Raw genomic sequence first — 16,669 nt, forward strand, 5'->3', positions numbered from 1 at the left:
TTCTGTCCCCATGTTAAAGTATTAATAAATCCAGTAGGTTAAAAAAGGGGCTATATCATGTCAATTAAACAACTACATTCAATTGAAGATTTAAATCAATTTGTTCAACAATCAGGAAAACAATTACTTTTCAAACATAGCACTACTTGTCCAATCAGTGCAAAGGCTCATGAAGAATTTCAAGCATTTCTGAATGGTTCAGACACTTCTGCGGCGATCGTCCATGTCATTGAAGACCGTTCCGTTTCTCTTCATATTGCTGATAAATTTGGAATCAAGCATGAATCTCCTCAAATTTTTATGCTAGAAGATGGGGAAGTAAAGTGGAATACTTCCCATTGGAAAATCACTCAGAATTCAATCAAGGAGGCCCTAACTAATGAGTAATAAAGTAATTGTCTATTCGGCGCAGGGCTGCAAGGAATGCACGATGGTTAAAGAAATGCTTACTAGCGAAGGAGTCGCTTTCGAGGTAAGAGACTTGATGGCTAACCCTGTGCATCAAGAAGAAGTGGAAAAGTTCGGTTTTATGGGTATTCCTGTAACAGCTGTTGGAGACAAAGCGGTAAAAGGGTTTAATCCTGCTGAATTGAATAAGCTTTTAGAGGCTGTAAGATAAGAAGTAGAGCCGTGATCAATAGATCACGGCTTTTTTAGTATCTCTCTCTTGAATTCAGATCAGGATTTTTCTACCTTTTTATAAAGGAGCTTAGTGAAGAAAAGTACGGCAAGGATGGAACCTACGAGTAATGAAAACATATCCCACTGAGCGTCCCATCTATCTCCCTGCATACCCAAAAAGTCTTTTGTTGTCTTCCCACCTTTTGATATGGTTGTACTTGCCCACTCTATGATTTCGTAGAAAGCTCCGATAGATAGTGTTATACATAATGCTATAAAAGTTGTCGTTTTGCTTTTCAATAAAGTCGTTTTCTTTAGTAATACCTCGATTATGACAATAACCATTAGACCCTTAAGGAAATGCCCAAACCGATCATAGTTGTTTCTTTGCAAATCAAAATAATCTTTAATCCAGTTAAATAAGGGAACTTTCGAATATGAATAATGGCCTCCTATAAATGTTAATATGACAAGAATGGTAATAATGACATAGGAAAGTGTAGTAAGGCGAAACTTATTGTAGATTGATATCAAGAAAATTAATACGATAATGGAAGGTGAAACCTCCATCAACCAAACTAAATAACCTTCAACTGGTTTAATCAGGGACCAAATGAATACAAACATAACAATAAAAAACAAGAAAAAATGCATCGAACTTCCCTTTTTATGTGACACTTTATTATCACTCCAACAGTAAACAAGATATGTTTAGTATTTGCAAAATAACTGTATAAATCCAATAAAAACATAAAAAAAGGATGATGCCAGGCAGAAAGCAACAAAAAAAGGTTGTCATAGAAAGATGAATATAATACACTGTAAAAAGCACTATTAAATTACTATATTTAGTATTGCTTCATTACACCTCAACTACATATTGTATTTAACCGATAAAGCGGTGTCTATTAAGACATAATAGGGAATCTGGTGAAAATCCAGAACTGTCCCCGCAACTGTAAATGCTGACGAAATAAGAACATATCCACTGTCTAGAAATAAGACGGGAAGGACTTAGAGTAGGGTGAAGCATGAGTCAGGAGACCTGCCGTTTTTATAGCGTGTTATCTTCTTCGGGAGTTGGGAAGGTAAAACGAGGGTATGTTCTCTTTACTTATAGTTTTTTTTCTATTTGTCTACATATCTTACGTTTTACATAACCCATACTCTTTTGAGTATGGGTTTTTTATTTTTGAAAAAAGGGGTGTTTCTTATGAGTCAATCTATTTCATCTAATGTGTCAAGGACGATTCAAACAAAGCTAGTTTTACCACCTGATACGAATCATATCGGAACTATTTTTGGTGGAACTGTTTTATCTAATATTGATGAGATAGCTGCCATTTCAGCCATGAAGCATAGCAAACGTGTCGTTGTCACGGCATCCATTGACAGAGTGAACTTTGTTTCCTCAGCTAAGGTGGGTGATATTTTATACCTTGAAGCATCTGTTTTCTCAACAGGAAGAACGTCCATGGAAGTGTACGTGAAAGTAGAATGTGAGAATTTACTTAAGGGAAATCGGACGATTACGACTACCTCGATATTAACGATGGTGGCGATAGATGAACATGGTCTCCCCGTTGCTGTCCCTAGTGTGATACCTGAAACAGAGGAAGAAATAGATTTACATAAGCATGCACAAGAAAGAAGAAAACAACGTACACAGGGACAAGCTTTTGGAGAGGGGAAAAAGCAATGATTGCAACAACAACCACGTTAAACTATCAGCCGATATTAGAGGCGTTACAAGCTACTTCTCAAAAATATGGAGTAGATATTACTCCTTTATTGGAAAACATCTCGGACTTAGAAGAGTCCGCTATACATGAAAAAGCCTTTTACTATGCCTTACATAACATCTCGATGGCGGAGCCTAACTGGACATTTGTCGCTGCTAAACTTCTTTTACTCGAGCTATATGATAAGGCTGCAAAAGTAAGAGGGTATGATGTTAAACGAAAATACGGAGATTTCTACAAGCTTATTCAGACATTAACAGAAGAAGGAATCTATTCTACGGAATTACTCCAATCCTATTCTAAGGATGAAATGATGGAGTTTGGTAGAATCATACAACCCGAACGTGATGAGCTGTTTACGTATGTAGGATTATTTTTACTTACTGATCGTTACCTTGCGAAGGATTACGAAGGGAATACGTATGAATTGCCTCAAGAGAGGTTCATGATTATTTCTATGTTTTTAATGAAAAATGAAGTTAAAGAAAAACGAAGGGAACTTGTAAAAGAAGCCTATTGGGCGCTTAGCAATTTGTATATGACGGTTGCTACACCGACTTTAGCGAATGCTGGGAAAAGCCACGGACAGCTTTCATCTTGTTTTATTGATACCGTTGAGGATTCATTAGATGGAATCTATTTGAACAACTGGGATGTGGCTAGATTGAGCAAGGGCGGTGGAGGAATTGGAATTTACTACGGTAAGGTTCGAGCTCTAGGGTCAGATATCAAAAAATATAAAGGCAATTCATCTGGTGTGGTGCCCTGGATCCGTTTATTAAACGATACAGCTGTGAGTGTGGATCAGCTTGGACAAAGGCAAGGTGCCATTGCGATTTATTTAGATGTGTTTCACAAAGATATTATGAACGGGTTTTTAGATTTAAAAACAAATAATGGAGACGAGCGTAGGAAGGCCCATGATATTTTTACAGGCGTCACTATTCCTGATCTATTTATGAAAAAGCTTCAAGAGCTTGATGAAGCTGGGCGGAGTATCGGAGAATGGCACACATTCTGTCCGCATCAGATTAAGCAGGTGATGAAGTGGAAGGATGAGAATGGAACAGCTTTAGGACTGGAAGACTTTTATGATGAGGTTGACCAAGCCTTTTTCACGGAGAAATATATTGAAGCGGTTAATCATCCACTCCTGCCACGGAAAACGTACCGAGCAATGGATATTATGGCTCGAATAATGGTTTCACAGCTAGAAACCGGAACTCCGTATATTTTTTATCGTGATGAAGTAAATCGGCAAAATCCAAATAAGCATCTACTTGGCAAAGGGAGAACAGCCATATTTTGCAGCAATTTATGTACGGAAATTACACAGAACATGTCTGCGACCACCGTTGTTAAAGAGTATGAGGATGAAGAAGGAAATATCGTGATTATACGTAAACCAGGTCATTTTGTTGTTTGTAATCTATCTTCTATTCATCTACCAAATGCCGTTCAAGCAAATGTGTTGGAGAGGCTCATCCGAATTCAGATGAGAATGCTAGATAATGTCATAGATTTAAACACCATTTCAGTTGGACAAGCCGGGAAAACGAATCAAACCTTCCGTGCAGTTGGTTTAGGTACTTTTGGCTGGCATCACTTATTAGCTGTCAAACACATCTTTTGGGAATCAAATGAAGCTGTCCAATATGCAGACGAACTCTATGAAGATATTGCCTATTACACGATTCGCACTTCAATGGAGCTGGCTAAGGAGAAAGAGCCTTATCAAATGTTTGCTGGCTCGGAGTGGCATACGGGTTTATATTTTGATCGAAAGGAATATACATCTAATCGCTGGAAAGAACTTCGTTCAGATATAGCACAATATGGTGTGAGAAATGGATGGATGATGGCTATCGCACCAAACTCTTCAACGGCAAAGATTGGTGGATCTACGGATGGAATTGATCCCATCTATGCGGTTGAATATGCGGAGGAAAAAAAGAATTTTAAATTTAAAGTCACAGCTCCTGACTTAGATCACCACACGTATAACTATTACCGTCGTGCAAGGCATGCCATTGATCAGGTGTGGAGCATTAGACAAAATGCTGCCCGCCAACGTCATATTGATCAATCCATTAGCTTAAACTTGTATGTTCGCCATGATATTAAAGCAAGAGAGCTTTTGCAGCTTCACTTAGAGGCATGGAAGCAACGCTTAAAAACGACGTATTATGTCAGAAGTACATCGCAGACGGAAATCGCTGAGTGTGAAGCGTGTCATAGCTAAAAGAGAGGGGAGTTTGTTGTTATGCCAATAAATGAAGCTTTAACGAAAATGAAATTATTAAATCCTGAATTCCCTAACAAATCAACGGGTATCATAAATGGCGAATCCTCTGGTCTATTAAACTGGAATGATATTGCCTATCCGCAAATGTACGATTTATATCAAACCTTACTATCAAACTTTTGGAAAGCACAAGAAATCAACATGCAGGATGATATTAAACAATGGGATCAGCTAAGTGAAAAAGAGCAAGATGTGTTTTTGCGAATTAATACCCAGCTTGCTTCACTTGATAGTTTGCAAACGCCAACGATGTACCAGGTGATGGATTATGTAACAGATCCGAGCTTCAAAGCGATCTTTGCTGTCATTTCACAGCAAGAGGCCGTACATAATGAATCTTATTCATATATTTTAAGTTCATTAGTTCCTCTTCCTATCCAAAATGAACGGTTTAATCAAGCGAAGGATGACCCAATCGTGAGAAAGCGAAATCAGCTAATTTTAGATGCGTACGAAGATTTTAGACAAGAACCAACTCCTGTAACACTTTTTAAGTTAGCGGTCAATTCTATTAATTTAGAAGGTATTTATTTCTATGCAGGATTTGCGTTTTTCTATCACTTAGCTCGGCAGCAGAAGATGTTGAAAACTAGTACAATGATTAGCTACATTCAACGCGATGAAATGCAGCATGCTTATTTTATTTCACAGTTTATTCGGATTTTATTATCAGAGCATCCTGAATTAAATGCTCCACAATATATAGATTATGTGTATCAAACAATAGATAAAGCTGTTTCCCTTGAAAAAGAGTGGGCGCAGTATATTTTGGGAGATATCAAAGGGATTGATTTAAACGAGTTTAATGATTATGTGGAATATCTGGCAAACAAACGGTTACGTCAGCTTGGCTTAGCTAATCAATACGAAGAAAGAAAAAATCCAATGCCATGGATCCATGTATTCAGTGATGAAATGATCAATGAAACGAAATCTGATTTCTTTGAGCAGAAATCTAGGACCTATACAAAGGTGACACAGTCAAATGGCTTTGATGAACTGTAAGTTAGCTATAGTGTATTCCTCGGTAACAGGTAATACGGAGGAAGTGGCAAGTATTCTTTATACTGCTTCTAAACAGAATTTTACTGATGTTAGTCTGTACCCTGTTCACAATTTTCCTATGAAAAAGCTTGAGGAATTTGATGCGATTATGGTTGGCACCTACACATGGGGGAATGGTGAAATTCCGAGAGAAATGGTAGCTGTTTACAAAGCTTTTGAACATGCTAATAAAAAAAATATAGTAACAGGTGTATTCGGAACTGGTGATAGCTTTTATCCTCATTTTTGTGGAGCGGTAGATGCGTTCAAAAACATGCTGTTTGTAAATACAACCTTAGCAGCAACCTTAAAGATAGAACTTACGCCACAAGATGGTGATCTAAAGAGGTGCTTTCAATTTGTTGAATCTATAGCGAGGCGAGTAAGTCCGTTAATGGTGTGAAACAGTGTTTGTCTGAATACGAGCCTCATTCGGACAGGTTCGTTAAAAAAAGCATATCAATCACAATGTGATTTGATATGCTAATTCATCTATATTTAGATCCTTTCCACTAAAAGAGCAAACTACTTACCTCAATTCATTACCCACTTATCCTTCATAAACATAATTCTCGCTACAATAAAGGCAATGACAATGTATACTAGATTACTTCCAATCATAATACCTAGGTGTTGGTAGTTTACGATTCCGAAGCTAAGTTCTTTTAAAATCGTAAAGATGTTCATCATTGGAATGGCAAAATGATGGAAGGATAATTCGTTTATGCCAATGCCTGTCGTGATCATGAGTGGGAACATCGCAATCATCATAATCGGTGTGCTGTAGCTTTGTGATTCTTTAATCGTTTTTCCCATAATACTTGTGATCATTAATAGAGAAGCAACAAACATGGAATAGACAATCGAACCAAGGAGGGCTACTCCAATGATGATATAAACATTGTCGCCGAATGAAACGGCACTTTTTAAGCTTTCCGTTAAAAAGTTAATTTCCAATGCAACCACTACTAGTGTGATCATCCCTGTGATAGCTCCGATTGTCGCAATAGTTAACCACTTGGCAGTAAGTAGGGTCATCCGATTCACTGGTGTCATTAACAAGGCTTCCATCGTTTTCTTCTCTTTTTCACCTGCAAACAAGTCAGCAGCTGATGGCCCAGCACCGATACCGATGGCTAATGCTAAAATTAACGGAACGAGCATCGCTATTAAATTCAAGCCATCATTTTCTTCCGTTAGTTCTTTTTGAACGATGGTAAAAGGTTGGACAAGCTTTTCTGGTATTCCTTGACCGCTTAATCGTTCTGAAACGACTATAAATTCATAGTTTCCTAATGCAGTTGTTACGAATGTCATTAATTGAGACGATTTTTGGCTAAAGGAATCTCCAATAAGAGTGGCAGTAGCATCTTCACCTTTTTGGACCTTTTTAATGAAATCTTGGCTTAAAATAAGCGCTGCTTGTGCATCGCCATCCCCTAGAGTTGTTTCTGGATTAGGCGTTTTTACTAGTTCAATATTTTTAATTCCAGTAAATAAGGCTTCTTCATTAGTACCGAAAGATTCATTGACGGCAAGTGTGTAGGTTTCATTTGCGCCATCCGAAATCATATTTTCATAAAATAGAACAAGGCCAGTCATCATGATGATTGGTAATAAAACGGTTAACAATAACGTCCGACGATCGCGGAAGGAGTCTTTCATTTCTTTTTTATAAATATTAAGAAACATAATCGGTGTTCCCCCTTACTAATTTACTCATGAAAATATAATTCAAATCGCGACTTTCTTCTTCTTTGTAAAGTGCTTCTAATGACCCGTGATGAACAAGTTCCCCTTTATGCATCATCGCTACTGTGTCACAAAGCATTGTGACTTCCTCCATAATGTGGCTCGAGAAAATAATCGTTTTTCCATCACGTTTCAGTTGATGAACGAGCTGCCGGAATACATTGGAAGAAGTGATATCTAACCCTGTCGTTGGTTCATCGAATAGGATGATGTCAGGATTATGAATTAATGTCCGTGCAATGGCAACCTTTTGACGCATCCCTTTTGAAAAGCCAACTACTTTACGATTTAAGTAATCTTTCATTCCAAACATTTTCGCTAATTCCTCAATCCGAACTTTCGTTTCATGCTTGCTTAAACCATACAGCGTTGCGAAATACTCTAAATTTTCTCGTGCCGTTAAACGATCGTATAACCCGGTTTCTCCACCAAAGAGGACACCCATTTTTTTCTTTACCTCTTCGGGATTTTTCACCGTGTCATACCCTGCGACAGATATAGTTCCATCCGTTGGCGTTAGTAGTGTGGCGATTGTTCGAAGTAAAGTCGTTTTCCCGGCACCATTCTCTCCAAGTAGCCCAACAACTTCTCCTTTTTGAACGTCGAAGGAAACATGTTTAAGTGCAGTCACATATACTTTCTTATCTTGGAACTTTTTCGTTACATCTTGAACGTTAATCATCTTTTCCACCTCTGTAGGTTGTTTTCTTGTTTTCATCATACAAATATTTGAACCGGTAATCAGCAGTTATGTCGTGAATATTCCCTTTGATGTCGCGAAAATGACGAATCCACTCTTTTAATGGTAAAATTAAGTACTTCACCATGAATTGGAAAATGTAAAAGTGAGGGCGACATGATGAAAGTTGGACTTGTAGATGATAGATATATAGATTTAGATAAACTGAACGGCATAGTAGCAGGGATAGCTGATGTAGAAATTGTCTTCTCAACCCTAAATGCCGAAGAGGCTTATGAATATATAAAAAAAAAATCCGTCGATTTGTTGATAGCAGATATTGAAATGCCCAATCTTTCTGGCTATGAGCTAGCTGACATTATTTATTCCCATGCCCTAGATATCGCTGTCATTTTCGTAACAGCTAATAGCGGGTATGCGGTGCATGCTTTTGAGTTGAATGTTCATGACTATATAATGAAGCCTTATCCGAAGGAGAGATTGGTTAAAAGTATCGAGCGGTTAATGGCAAAATCAAATGCATCAGAAATTGCTGGTAGGTTATATTTAAAGTTAAAGAATGATATTCATATTGTCCAAAAGAAGGATATCGTTTTTATTGAACGTTCTGGTCGCTCGACGACTATTTACACGAAAACGGGATCGATTAAAACGTATCAGACATTAAATGAGCTAGAAGGGGAGCTAAGAGAACGTGATTTTCTCCGTTCACACCGTTCCTTCATTATTAACATTCATCATGTGAAAAACTTTTCCCTCTATGCGAAAAACTCCTACATCGTCTCCTTTGAAGGGATGGAGGAGCAAGCGATGATTACGAAAGATAAAGTCGATTTTCTACAACAGCATTATTTCTAAAGGGTGAGAGAACTTGGACAAATTAAAAATATATTGGCTAGCTCCTGGATTGTTCGGTTTCTTTCACCTGCATGTTTTGTTTGGGCATATCCTTCCATTTTATCTAACGATTCTAATCGTGAGTGGGATGGTGTATTATCTGAATCGGACTGTGTTCGTACAAATAGCCACTCTAGGTATTGAGTGGAATATGTTTCTTTTTGGCTTACAGGTGTTAGTCATGTTTATTTCTATTGGGGGTCTGCCGAAGTGGATATCTTTTCTTCCTATGCTTTTATTTATCGGATTGGAGTTTGTAAGAAATGCTTGGGCCAATCGAGTGACAGAATTGACGAAGAACAGCTCGGAACATGATGCTCAGCTAGAACAGATAAATGAAACGTTCCGTGTCGTCCGAAGCGAGCGCCATGATTTTCTCAAGCACATATCCGCCATTCACTTTATGCTGGACAACAACAAGCCAAACGATGCTAAACATTACTTAGATGAATTAGTAGAAAGCTATGAAGAAACGAATCTTTCGATAAAAGGAGAAAGTGGTGTCGTAGCAAGCGTATTACATCAAGCCTATCTTCGTGCTAGGAAATCTGGAATTGAGGTAATCTATGACTTAGATTTACCTCTTTCAACCTTGCCTCTATCTGATCAGAAGATTGTTACATTAATAGGGAATCTCCTTTCAAATAGTTTAGATGCTTGTGAGGAATGGCAGGTACTAAGAAGAAAACCATCTACTGTTATTGTAGAGTTTTACAAAAGAAGCGGGTTATACATTCTCCTATGTAAAAACAACAGCCTACCCATTCCTGTAAAAATTGTCGATGAACTTTTCAGCTCATACGGAAAGACGACAAAGGGCGGGGCACACGAAGGACTTGGTACAAAAATCATAAAAGACATTGTAGAAGAACACCAAGGCTTCCTAGATTTTGTGCATAAAGGTGAGGAGTTTGAAGTTAAGATTAAGGTGCCAGCTATTAGGTAGTAGGGGCATGTTCATGGAAGTGAGGAGCCAAATAGCTATTTAATGTCTTTACTTAAATAGAAAATACATTTCCAACACTAGCATACCAGAAATCTTGACAATTAAAACTTATGTTACTATAATCAAATTTGAATTGAATCATAAAAACCTAATTGGAACGTGGACTTTTCTAGAGGATTCTCTATTTTCGCCACACAGATGTTATTAGACATTTGTGTGGCTTTTTTGTGTTTAAGGAAAGGATGATGAAAAATGAAAACATGGCATTATGCATTAATCGTATTATTAGGTGGCTCTAGTTACGGTATTTTATCAACCGTAGTAAAGCTAGCTTACTCTAATGGTTTTACCATGACACAGGTATCGGGAAGCCAGCTAATAACAGGAACTCTCCTTTTATGGCTAACGGTTCTTTTTACAAAAAGAAAGAAATTAGGGCTAGCTCAAATTGTTAAATTGCTTGTTTCTGGTATACCCGTCGGCTTAACGAGTGTGTTTTATTATCAAGCATTACAAACTCTCGACGCGTCACTTGCCATCGTATTTTTATTTCAATTCGTTTGGATTGGGACATTATTAGAATGGCTAATTGGTCGAAAAAAGCCAACTAGTAGTAAAATCATTTCTATTGTTATCTTACTTATCGGAACGGTATTTTCATCAGGGCTGTTAACAGGTGGCATGACGGAATTGCCATGGATCGGAATCATGTGGGGAATGCTCTCGGCTATTACATTCTCAGCCTTTATTTATATTAGCAGCTCGGTTGGAAATGAACTGCCGCCAGTTCAGAAGAGTGCCATTTTATCTACAGGCGGATTAATGACCGTGATGGTGTTGTTTCCACCAACCTTCCTGCTAAATATAAACGAATTATCAGGACTAGTGCCATATGGATTTTTATTAGGATTGTTTGGTGTTGTTCTACCACCGGTATTATTTGCAATCGGAATGCCTCGTGTTGGAGTAGGACTAGGAACCATCTTAGCAGCTGCCGAGCTACCTGTTGCTGTCATCATGTCCGCTATTATTCTAGCAGAACAAGTGACGATCATTCAGTGGGTGGGAGTGGTTGTCATATTAGGGGGAATCTATGTAGGAAACTTAAATCTTTCCTTTGTAAAAACGGTGCCATCCATGAATAGTTCCACTTTAAAGAAAAAGGAAGCATAGGTATATTAGGAAATTATTTTTAAAATTGCCTCCAAGCACATACAAAAGGAAGTAATGGAAAAAATAAACTCCTGAGGTGAGTAGAACAGATGAATTTAAAATTTAAGCTTTCTATTGCATTAATTATTAGCATTTTGTCTTTGATTGTATTTAGCTTCTTGGTTTTTATTATAAGTGCCAAGAAAATCGTCCAATTTGATAGCACCATTATTTCATTTGTACAAGGATTTGAGAGTCCAGGTTTAACATCTATTATGAAGTTATTCTCTATAATCGGTGACACGCCTGCCGTTATTGTCTTATCATTAGTTGTCCTATTATTCCTATATGTTGTTTTAAAACACCGAACGGAACTGGTTTTATTTGTTGCTGCCATTATTGGATCAGCGATTTTGAATCTAATTTTGAAATACCTTTTTCAACGGGCTCGACCAGACATTCATCGGCTGGTTGAAATTGCAGGCTATAGCTTTCCAAGCGGACATGCGATGAATTCCTGTACAGTCTATACGATAACCTCCTTTCTGCTTTGGCACAATATATCAACTAGAGCAGGTAGAACCATTTTGATTATCATTAGTGTAATGATGATCTTATCAATCGGAATAAGCAGAATTTACCTTGGCGTCCATTACCCAAGTGATGTTATTGGCGGTTATTTTGCTAGTGGATTTTGGCTTACGATCGCTATTTGGTTTTTTCAAAAATATCAAGATAAATATGGTAGAAATAGAAGAGCACCTGCTAAGGGATGAGAATAGAAGGTTAGAAAAAAGCACAACTAGGAGTTTAGCCTAGTTGTGCTTTTTTTAGTTAAAATTGACATTTAATTTTTTGAAAATACAAATTATTGTTGTTTATCATTTGCACCTATTATATAATATGAAAAAGCAAACGCTTCATAATTTCAGAAATAAAGGTCAGGCTTTAAAAGGGGAAATCCTAAGAATGATTTCCTGTCAGCATAGAACAACCAGGTCCTCTACTCCAATCACACCTATGATAAATGCCTCATATAAGACATCAATGAATTCAATCTTCCTTAATATGCACTAGAAAACAAAAAAAGAACTTAATAGATAAGGAGGGGAATACGATGAGTCAAATCGATTCAATCACCTACAAAACAATTGAAGATTTAGCAGATATAAATGAAGTCGTTCTATTACAGTCCGACATTTGGAGCCAGGAATCAGTAACCCCATTGCCTCATTTGGTAGCCTCGATTCATCATGGAGGAATTCTTATTGGTGCCTTTTCTGAAAATCGCTTAATCGGGTTTTGTTATGGGTTCGCTGGCTTCAGGAATGGAGAAGTCTTTCTAGTCTCACATATGGCTGCAGTCCTTCCAGAGTATCAAAATGCTGGGGTCGGATATCAGTTGAAAATCAAGCAAAGGGAATGGGCGATTACCTATGGTTATCAAAAAATTGTCTGGACGTTTGATCCATTAGAAGTGAGAAACGGTTATTTTAATTTGTGTAAATTAGGGGCTTACTCTAAAACATATATAACCTCTTATTATGGTGAAATGCAGGATAGATTGAACAAAGGTCTCCCCTCTGACCGGCTTGAAATTGAATGGAATATCTGTTCCAGTCGTGTCAAAATCGCCATTTCAAATGTGATGCCTAACAAAACAGAACATGATTATGAAGTTCTGCTTCAAATAGATAGGGATACAGAACATCCATCATTGGACTTTGAAAAATTCAATCCACAAAAGGATGGCTACCTTGTGGCCGTCCCTACAAATATTCAACTGCTTAAACAAACAAATCTTGAACTAGCAAAGGCTTGGAGATTTGCAATAAGGAATGTAATTAGTGAGGCCCTTTTACATGATTTTGTTATTACTGGAGTTGTAAAAGTACCACATTCTTCAATTCAATATTACGTACTAGAAAAGACAACACTGGAGGATTTATATGATTAAGGAAATAAATGAATGGGTAGCCAAATGTGAAGATGTAATCAAGTCAACCTATCATCACTTACACACTCATGCGGAAGTGAGCTGGAGGGAAGTGGAGACGACCAAATTCTTATGTTCTCAGCTAGAGAAACTAGGAATTCGGTACGAAACGTTCGAGGATCATACAGGCGTAATTGGCTATTGGGGAAACAAAGAGGATGGTCCCACAATTGGTATTAGAGCAGATATGGATGCGTTATTCCAGTTGGTTGATGGAGAATGGAAAGCCAATCATTCCTGTGGGCATGATGCCCATATGACGATGGTGCTCCATACGATTACTTGCTTAAAGGAAATCGGCTATACACCAAAGGGTTTAATCAAAATCATTTTTCAACCGGCTGAAGAATCAGGAAAAGGAGCACAAGCAATCATCGAAAAAGGAGTCATTGAAGACATTAATTATTTACTTGGCATCCATCTTCGTCCGATTCAAGAAATGGAATTCGGAAAAGCTGCACCTGCCATTTACCATGGAGCAACGACTCTTTTAAAAGGAGAAGTAAAAGGTATACAGGCTCATGGTGCTAGACCTCACCTTGGCATTAATGTGGTTGACTCCGTTGGCTCCATTATTCATGCGGTCAATTCTGTCAAAATGGATCCGACGGTTTCGGCATCTGCGAAGGTAACGATGATCAAAGCGGGAGGAGATAACCTTAACACGATTCCTGATCATGCTGAATTTGGACTGGATGTGAGAGCTGAGCAGAATGAAGTGATGACTGATTTGTTAAAGCGAGTTCAACATGCTGTCGTGACCTCAGGCTCCGTGAATCATGCTGAGGTTAAGCTCGAACCACTCGCATCAATGGTAGCGGCAGAGGCTAGTAGCGAGTTGGAGAGGATTGTAGAGGTGGCGATAGTGGAGGCTCTTGGTGAAGACGGACTCGTTCCACCTCCTGTCACACCTGGTGGAGAAGATTTTCATTTTTATAAACAAACATACCCACATATCCAATCGACAATGGTTGGTCTTGGTACTGGCCTAGCACCTGGACTACATCATCCTAATATGAGCTTTAACCTAGACGCTCTTCTAAATGGAGTGAGAATTTTAAGCTTGGCAATCTTGCAGATTGGTAAGGTTAGCTTATAAAAAACAGGAGAATATACATGTTAGATACTTTGAAAATAGAAGTACAGGAGAAATATGATGAATTTTCAAAAGGATTAAAAAAAGTGTCCAAACATTTTTTAACCAATCCTGAAGCTTTTGCATTAAATTCTGCTGAACAAGTTGGAAGTGAGATTAACGTAAGTGAAACGACAGTCATTCGTTTCTGTTATGCACTTGGATATAGTGGCTTTAGTGCCTTCCAAAAGGTTATCCAAGATCAGTTAATCAATAAACAGAGTACTCTATTTGAATACCATTCAATGAAAAATGAAATGGACAGAGATCAAGATTTTTCAAAAAAAATCATGTTTAAGGATTCAGAAGTCATTAATCAAACAGCAGAGAGATTAAATAACGAAGATTTCCAAAAAGCCGTGGATCAATTAACCATTTCTGAACGAGTACTTGTTTCAGGTCTCAGATCTTCTTATGCGATGGCCCATTGGTTTTCGTTCACACTTGAATTGATTCGAAATAACGTACGATTGTTTCGTCCTGATACCGATGACGTCATTTTAAGAATGAGGGAAATGGACGAAAAAAGTGTATTTGTTGCCTTCTCCTTTCACCGTTATGCAGTAGAAACGATTAATTTGGCTAAGGAAGCAAAGCGACTTGGAGCCTTTGTTATTGCTTTCTCTGATTCAGAGGTTGCACCGATTAAAGAGTATGCAAATGTATTATTCACCGTACAGCTACCAGTCAAATCGACACTAGATGTTGCACCAGCGGTCTTTTCACTAATGAATGCATTAATTGCTGGAGTATCAGTGAAAAATTCAGAGCAGTTTAAAGAACGTATGGAATCATACGAACAACTAACCTATCAGCAATTTTTTATGGAGTAATTTTAAAGGAGGAACTCATCTTGACAAATAATTCAATCTCGATTCGGAAAGTCACGCTTCACCGTTTGGCTATGACATTAAAGGACCCGTTTAGCACAAGTTTTGGAACCTTTCAAGAAAAAGATTTTTTTGTGATTGAAATGGAGGATGATACTGGGTGCATCGGATTTGGCGAATCGACCGCTTTTTCAAGCCCTTGGTATAGTGAGGAAACGGTTGAAACGAACAAGCATTTAATGGAAAAATTCCTAATTCCATTATTGCTTGAATCACCAATCGGACATCCTGATGAAGTATCCAAACGATTCGAACCGTTTAGAAGAAACAATATGGCGAAAGCAGCATTAGAAGGAGCTGTTTGGGATTTATATGCCAAACGTCAAAGTATCCCGTTATATGTAGCACTTGGAGGGGAAAAGCAGCAAATTGATGTTGGAATTAGTATTGGAATCCAATCTAGTACTAAGGAACTCCTTCGAGTTGTAGATGGCTTTGTCAATGAGGGCTACAAGCGAATGAAAATTAAAATAAAGCCAGGCTATGACTATGAATGGTTGAAGGAAGTGCGTAACCATTTTCCCGATACTTTGTTAATGGCAGATGCCAATTCCGCATACACCTTACGTGATATTGAGACATTGAAAAAATTAGATGATCTCAATTTAATGATGATCGAACAGCCTCTCGGTCATGACGATATTATTGATCATGCAAAATTACAGGCTCAATTAACTACCCCAATTTGCTTAGATGAAAGCATTCATTCCTCTGAGGATGCTAGAAAAGCAGTTGAGCTAGGTAGCTGTAAAATCATTAATATTAAGATTGGTAGAGTGGGCGGACTTACTGAATCAAAGAGAATCCATGATTACTGTGCTGAACAGGGTATTTCCGTCTGGTGTGGTGGAATGTTAGAAGCCGGAATTGGTCGAGCCCATAACGTCGCTCTAACGACTTTACCTCAGTTTGATTTACCTGGTGATACAGCAGGTTCTTCTCGATATTGGGTCAAGGATATTATCGATCCAGAGGTCATCGTCAATAATGGAGTGATTCAAGTGCCAAATCTACCGGGAATTGGCTATGAAGTGAATCGTCAAGTTCTTGAATCCTATCGCTTGGATAAATCCGTTTTCACAGCTACCAATATCCTTTGATAGAAAGTGAAAATGAGCAGACGCAATTTTAATAAGCGGAGATTTTCCGGCTAAACTGCCAAATAGGGCTTGATTCGGGGATATAAGAGGAAATTTTCCGATTAAGCAAAGCGAAATGACCCATTTTGACGTTTTTTGAGTAAATAGCCGGAATCCTTCCGTCTATATAAGCAATATTCAGTGCTATTTCGTAATTAAGGGAACTTTCTCCGCTTATTTATCAACCCATGTCGACTCCCTCCTCTTGTTCCTTGAGGGTTCGCTTTTATTTGAAATTATCTGTGTCAAAGAATCCATAATAGGTAAACTAGCAAAGCAGTTGATACGAGGTCAACTGCTTTTTTGATTTCATGGATCCTCCTATGGCCAGACAACTCATTTTTGCTGTT

Annotated in this window: 18 protein-coding genes and 1 riboswitch; of the genes, 14 read left to right on the forward strand and 4 right to left on the reverse strand. The window is 38.0% G+C overall.

The features are described from left to right. Positions 1–57 precede the first annotated feature (57 nt). Both ytxJ and LRP83_RS03025 read left to right on the forward strand, forming a co-directional pair. Positions 58–387 carry a bacillithiol system redox-active protein YtxJ gene (gene ytxJ, locus LRP83_RS03020; RefSeq protein WP_230495191.1) on the forward strand — a complete coding sequence of 110 codons (330 nt, stop codon included), beginning with the start codon at positions 58–60 and terminating at the stop codon, positions 385–387. Beyond that, the gene (locus tag LRP83_RS03025) at positions 380–619 is read left to right on the forward strand and encodes a glutaredoxin family protein (protein WP_230495192.1); all 240 of its coding nucleotides are present in this window, start codon (positions 380–382) and stop codon (positions 617–619) included. The genes ytxJ and LRP83_RS03025 overlap by 8 nt, the downstream gene beginning before the upstream one ends. A 59-nt stretch (positions 620–678) precedes the next feature. Here LRP83_RS03025 and LRP83_RS03030 read toward each other — a convergent pair whose 3' ends face one another. Next, complete coding sequence (locus tag LRP83_RS03030) at positions 679–1,299, reverse strand: DUF2238 domain-containing protein (RefSeq protein ID WP_435531319.1); 621 nt, start codon at positions 1,297–1,299, stop codon at positions 679–681. A gap of 204 nt (positions 1,300–1,503) precedes the next feature. Continuing rightward, positions 1,504–1,688, forward strand: a riboswitch (cobalamin riboswitch). A gap of 146 nt (positions 1,689–1,834) precedes the next feature. Between LRP83_RS03030 and LRP83_RS03035 the strand changes: the two genes are divergently transcribed. The 4 genes from LRP83_RS03035 to LRP83_RS03050 are packed head-to-tail and all read left to right on the forward strand — an operon-like array spanning position 1,835 to position 6,115. After that, on the forward strand, positions 1,835–2,323 hold the full coding sequence (locus LRP83_RS03035; protein WP_230495193.1) for an acyl-CoA thioesterase: 489 nt from the start codon (positions 1,835–1,837) through the stop codon (positions 2,321–2,323). Next, on the forward strand, positions 2,320–4,605 hold the full coding sequence (locus LRP83_RS03040) for a ribonucleoside-diphosphate reductase subunit alpha (RefSeq protein ID WP_230495194.1): 2,286 nt from the start codon (positions 2,320–2,322) through the stop codon (positions 4,603–4,605). The genes LRP83_RS03035 and LRP83_RS03040 overlap by 4 nt, the downstream gene beginning before the upstream one ends. A gap of 21 nt (positions 4,606–4,626) precedes the next feature. Further along, on the forward strand, positions 4,627–5,673 hold the full coding sequence (locus LRP83_RS03045; protein ID WP_230495195.1) for a ribonucleotide-diphosphate reductase subunit beta: 1,047 nt from the start codon (positions 4,627–4,629) through the stop codon (positions 5,671–5,673). Beyond that, entirely contained in the window at positions 5,654–6,115 is a 462-nt protein-coding gene (locus LRP83_RS03050; protein WP_230495196.1) for a flavodoxin domain-containing protein, read from the forward strand. The genes LRP83_RS03045 and LRP83_RS03050 overlap by 20 nt, the downstream gene beginning before the upstream one ends. A gap of 131 nt (positions 6,116–6,246) precedes the next feature. Here the strand turns inward: LRP83_RS03050 and LRP83_RS03055 are convergent, their stop codons facing one another. The 3 genes from LRP83_RS03055 to LRP83_RS03065 are packed head-to-tail and all read right to left on the reverse strand — an operon-like array spanning position 6,247 to position 8,291. Beyond that, positions 6,247–7,404: an ABC transporter permease gene (locus LRP83_RS03055; RefSeq protein WP_230495197.1), complete on the reverse strand. Its 1,158-nt coding sequence runs from the start codon at positions 7,402–7,404 to the stop codon at positions 6,247–6,249. Beyond that, positions 7,394–8,146 carry an ABC transporter ATP-binding protein gene (locus tag LRP83_RS03060; protein ID WP_230495198.1) on the reverse strand — a complete coding sequence of 251 codons (753 nt, stop codon included), beginning with the start codon at positions 8,144–8,146 and terminating at the stop codon, positions 7,394–7,396. The genes LRP83_RS03055 and LRP83_RS03060 overlap by 11 nt, the downstream gene beginning before the upstream one ends. Continuing rightward, the gene (locus tag LRP83_RS03065) at positions 8,139–8,291 is read right to left on the reverse strand and encodes a hypothetical protein (protein ID WP_230495199.1); all 153 of its coding nucleotides are present in this window, start codon (positions 8,289–8,291) and stop codon (positions 8,139–8,141) included. Before LRP83_RS03065 ends, LRP83_RS03060 begins: the two co-directional genes overlap by 8 nt. A 29-nt stretch (positions 8,292–8,320) precedes the next feature. On the opposite strand from LRP83_RS03065, the gene LRP83_RS03070 reads away from it, so the two are divergent. From LRP83_RS03070 to menC, 8 genes are all read left to right on the forward strand, one after another. After that, positions 8,321–9,022, forward strand: a complete 702-nt coding sequence (locus tag LRP83_RS03070; protein ID WP_230495200.1) for a LytR/AlgR family response regulator transcription factor — start codon at positions 8,321–8,323, stop codon at positions 9,020–9,022. Positions 9,023–9,035: 13 nt separating this feature from the next. After that, entirely contained in the window at positions 9,036–10,007 is a 972-nt protein-coding gene (locus tag LRP83_RS03075) for a sensor histidine kinase (RefSeq protein ID WP_230495201.1), read from the forward strand. 252 nt (positions 10,008–10,259) lie between these two features. Beyond that, positions 10,260–11,180 carry an EamA family transporter gene (locus LRP83_RS03080; protein WP_230495202.1) on the forward strand — a complete coding sequence of 307 codons (921 nt, stop codon included), beginning with the start codon at positions 10,260–10,262 and terminating at the stop codon, positions 11,178–11,180. Between the two features lie 89 nt (positions 11,181–11,269). Then, positions 11,270–11,935, forward strand: coding sequence for a phosphatase PAP2 family protein (locus LRP83_RS03085; protein WP_230495203.1), 666 nt, complete (start codon positions 11,270–11,272; stop codon positions 11,933–11,935). Between the two features lie 341 nt (positions 11,936–12,276). Next, positions 12,277–13,116, forward strand: a complete 840-nt coding sequence (locus LRP83_RS03090; RefSeq protein WP_230495204.1) for a GNAT family N-acetyltransferase — start codon at positions 12,277–12,279, stop codon at positions 13,114–13,116. Continuing rightward, entirely contained in the window at positions 13,109–14,254 is a 1,146-nt protein-coding gene (locus LRP83_RS03095; protein ID WP_230495205.1) for a M20 peptidase aminoacylase family protein, read from the forward strand. Before LRP83_RS03090 ends, LRP83_RS03095 begins: the two co-directional genes overlap by 8 nt. 17 nt (positions 14,255–14,271) lie before the next feature. After that, on the forward strand, positions 14,272–15,123 hold the full coding sequence (locus LRP83_RS03100) for a MurR/RpiR family transcriptional regulator (protein ID WP_230495206.1): 852 nt from the start codon (positions 14,272–14,274) through the stop codon (positions 15,121–15,123). Positions 15,124–15,143: 20 nt separating this feature from the next. Then, positions 15,144–16,280, forward strand: coding sequence for an o-succinylbenzoate synthase (menC, locus tag LRP83_RS03105; protein WP_435531320.1), 1,137 nt, complete (start codon positions 15,144–15,146; stop codon positions 16,278–16,280). Positions 16,281–16,669: the final 389 nt, after the last annotated feature.

Source organism: Pseudoneobacillus rhizosphaerae, from assembly GCF_917563885.1.
Classification (GTDB): Bacteria; Bacillota; Bacilli; order Bacillales; family Cytobacillaceae; genus Pseudoneobacillus; species Pseudoneobacillus rhizosphaerae.

What these genes read in the sequence shown, in the direction of transcription:
- ytxJ (WP_230495191.1), top strand. Translation starts at nt 58, where the DNA reads ATGTCAATTAAACAACTACATTCAATTGAAGATTTAAATCAATTTGTT.
- LRP83_RS03025 (WP_230495192.1), top strand. Translation starts at nt 380, where the DNA reads ATGAGTAATAAAGTAATTGTCTATTCGGCGCAGGGCTGCAAGGAATGC.
- LRP83_RS03035 (WP_230495193.1), top strand. Translation starts at nt 1,835, where the DNA reads ATGAGTCAATCTATTTCATCTAATGTGTCAAGGACGATTCAAACAAAG.
- LRP83_RS03040 (WP_230495194.1), top strand. Translation starts at nt 2,320, where the DNA reads ATGATTGCAACAACAACCACGTTAAACTATCAGCCGATATTAGAGGCG.
- LRP83_RS03045 (WP_230495195.1), top strand. Translation starts at nt 4,627, where the DNA reads ATGCCAATAAATGAAGCTTTAACGAAAATGAAATTATTAAATCCTGAA.
- LRP83_RS03050 (WP_230495196.1), top strand. Translation starts at nt 5,654, where the DNA reads ATGGCTTTGATGAACTGTAAGTTAGCTATAGTGTATTCCTCGGTAACA.
- LRP83_RS03055 (WP_230495197.1), bottom strand. Translation starts at nt 7,404, where the DNA reads ATGTTTCTTAATATTTATAAAAAAGAAATGAAAGACTCCTTCCGCGAT.
- LRP83_RS03060 (WP_230495198.1), bottom strand. Translation starts at nt 8,146, where the DNA reads ATGATTAACGTTCAAGATGTAACGAAAAAGTTCCAAGATAAGAAAGTA.
- LRP83_RS03065 (WP_230495199.1), bottom strand. Translation starts at nt 8,291, where the DNA reads ATGGTGAAGTACTTAATTTTACCATTAAAAGAGTGGATTCGTCATTTT.
- LRP83_RS03070 (WP_230495200.1), top strand. Translation starts at nt 8,321, where the DNA reads ATGATGAAAGTTGGACTTGTAGATGATAGATATATAGATTTAGATAAA.
- LRP83_RS03080 (WP_230495202.1), top strand. Translation starts at nt 10,260, where the DNA reads ATGAAAACATGGCATTATGCATTAATCGTATTATTAGGTGGCTCTAGT.
- LRP83_RS03085 (WP_230495203.1), top strand. Translation starts at nt 11,270, where the DNA reads ATGAATTTAAAATTTAAGCTTTCTATTGCATTAATTATTAGCATTTTG.
- LRP83_RS03090 (WP_230495204.1), top strand. Translation starts at nt 12,277, where the DNA reads ATGAGTCAAATCGATTCAATCACCTACAAAACAATTGAAGATTTAGCA.
- LRP83_RS03095 (WP_230495205.1), top strand. Translation starts at nt 13,109, where the DNA reads ATGATTAAGGAAATAAATGAATGGGTAGCCAAATGTGAAGATGTAATC.
- LRP83_RS03100 (WP_230495206.1), top strand. Translation starts at nt 14,272, where the DNA reads ATGTTAGATACTTTGAAAATAGAAGTACAGGAGAAATATGATGAATTT.